Below are 734 nucleotides of genomic sequence, written 5' to 3'. Positions count from 1 at the left end.
CTATATCAGTTATAGCAACAATATTTTCATTTATCTTGTTTAAAACAGGAGCCCCTAGCTTTAAACACTCTTTAATCGCTGCTGAAAATGAGCATTTTTTTAAATGCTGATACTTTTTAATTACATCAGCTTCATATGTTTCTGCAAGAGAGAAAGAGACACGTTTCATCATGAAACTCCTTTTTAATTATAAAATTAAAATATAGAAAGATATATTATTCTGATACTATAAGGTTAATACTGACTAATCCACCACAATAGATCACTTAATAACCATCCACAGGATTTCTTTCCAATAGTTTTACGTGGCGGGAATTTTCCTTCACGTTCCAGTTTCCAGGCTTGTGAACGAGAAATAGACGTAATGTTCTGACGTTCCTCTTCTCGTACCAGTCTGTCACAGGTGTATCCATAGATCTTCAAAATTGATAAACGGTTCTCATCTCTTAACGGCTTCCACATATTGCTCTCCTTATACATTCATGATTTTCAGATTGTATATGCATGTGAGCTGCTCAAATCACTACATCTATCTGTAGTGGTATACTGTTGAACAGCACCAGCAACTCACGAGCAAAACAATACATTTGCACAACCAAGAAATCAAATTGCGAGAATTGATTTAATTAACTGACTTCTAATAACACAATAACAACAAAGAAAGTCGAAATATAAAAATAATTCAAACAATAATTTTTAATATACAAAATAAAAACCAAAATCATAATCTTCGT

The 734-nt window shown here is 32.3% G+C and carries 1 protein-coding gene; it reads right to left on the bottom strand.

Annotated features, from left to right (window positions below; genetic code table 11):
• Positions 1-234: 234 nt before the first annotated feature.
• Positions 235-462 carry a helix-turn-helix transcriptional regulator gene (locus HEN33_RS25270; protein ID WP_000265817.1) on the bottom strand — a complete coding sequence of 76 codons (228 nt, stop codon included), beginning with the start codon at positions 460-462 and terminating at the stop codon, positions 235-237.
• Positions 463-734: the final 272 nt, after the last annotated feature.

The sequence above is a fragment of the Escherichia sp. 94.0001 genome, assembly GCF_013369155.2.
Classification (GTDB): Bacteria; Pseudomonadota; Gammaproteobacteria; order Enterobacterales; family Enterobacteriaceae; genus Escherichia; species Escherichia coli_F.
The sequence above is the reverse complement of the archived record's forward strand: the minus strand, read 5'-3'. Positions and strand labels throughout refer to the sequence as shown.